This is a genomic window from Kitasatospora sp. NPDC023118, assembly GCF_055560875.1.
Genome location: NZ_JBVHHW010000093.1, coordinates 1 through 1,419 on the forward strand (window position 1 = coordinate 1; position 1,419 = coordinate 1,419).

1 protein-coding gene is annotated in these 1,419 nt (G+C 71.5%); it reads left to right on the forward strand.

Annotation, left to right across the window (positions count from 1 at the left end; all coding sequences use genetic code 11):
• The first annotated feature begins 201 nt into the window (after positions 1-201).
• Complete coding sequence (locus ACZ3UD_RS37700; RefSeq protein WP_465598636.1) at positions 202-1,401, forward strand: IS110 family RNA-guided transposase; 1,200 nt, start codon at positions 202-204, stop codon at positions 1,399-1,401.
• Positions 1,402-1,419: the final 18 nt, after the last annotated feature.

The window sequence follows — 1,419 nt, forward strand, 5'->3', positions numbered from 1 at the left end:
CTCCGTAAGTTGTTAGGCGGCCCGGGAGGGCCGGATGTGGCTGATGCGGTCTTGCCTTCTGTGGCTCCCGAGGAGTGGCCGTCCGGCTCTCCGGGGCGCCCTGGCTGCTGATTGAGATCTGCGTTCCGAGCGCTGTTTACGGAGCTGACGGCGGGGTGTTCCTCGGGCCAACGGCGAAGCAGGCAGTTCGAGGAGGGGCGAATGAGCAGACAGCGGGACCAGGTCTGGGCCGGCATCGACGCGGGCAAGGGCCACCATTGGGCGGCGGTGGTCGACGACACCGGCGCGACCCTGTGGTCGCGGAAGATCGACAACGACGAGTCGGCGATCCTGACCGCGATCGGCGAGATCCTCGCCCTGGCCGACCGGGTTGCCTGGGCGGTGGACATCTCCGGCACGGCGTCGGCGCTGCTGCTGGCCCTGCTCGCCGCCCACGGGCAGAAGCCCGTGTATGTGCCCGGCCGGACCGTGAACCGGATGTCCGGCGCCTACCGGGGCGAGGCGAAGAGCGACGCCCGCGACGCCTACGTGATCGCGGAAACCGCCCGCGTCCGCCGGGACTTCGCGGCGATCGACGTGCCCGCCCAGCTGGCGGCCGACCTCGCGCTGCTGACCGCGCACCGCACCGACCTGGTCGCCGACCGGGTCCGGATGATCAACCGCCTGCGCGATGTGCTGACCGGGATCTTCCCGGCGCTGGAGCGGGCCTTCGACTACTCCGCCCACAAGGGCGCCCTGGTACTGCTGACGGGCTACCAGACCCCGGCGGCCCTGCGTCGCCGCGGGCGGGCCCGGCTGACGGCCTGGCTGGCCAATCGCGGCGTGCGTGGCGCGGACGCAGTGGCCGCCACCGCTCTGGAGGCGGCCGGCGCCCAGCACACCGTGCTGCCCGGCGAGGATGTCGCCGCGCAGATCGTCGCCGACCTCGCGGCCCAGATCCTGGTCCTGGACGACCGGCTCAAGGGCATAGACAAGCAGATCAAGGCCACGTTCCACGCCCACCCGCAGGCGGAGATCATCGAGTCGCTGCCGGGCGTCGGGCCGATCCTGGGCGCGGAGTTCGTCGTCGCCGCCGGCGACCTGAGCGCCTACGCCGACGCGGGCCACCTGGCCTCGGCGGCCGGGCTGGTGCCCGTCCCGCGCGACTCGGGCCGACGGACCGGCAACCTGCACCGGCCCAAGCGCTACAGCCGCCGCCTGCGCAGGGTGTTCTACCTGTCCGCGCAGACGAGCATCATCAGAGACGGGCCCAACCGTGACTTCTACCTCAAGAAGCGCGGCGAAGGGCTCAAGCACGTCCAGGCGATCATTGCTCTCGCCCGCCGACGGGTCAGCGTCCTGTGGGCCCTCCTGCGCGACAACCGGGTCTTCACCCCCGATCCGGCCGCGCAGACGGCTTGACTCAATCATTGAGACTCC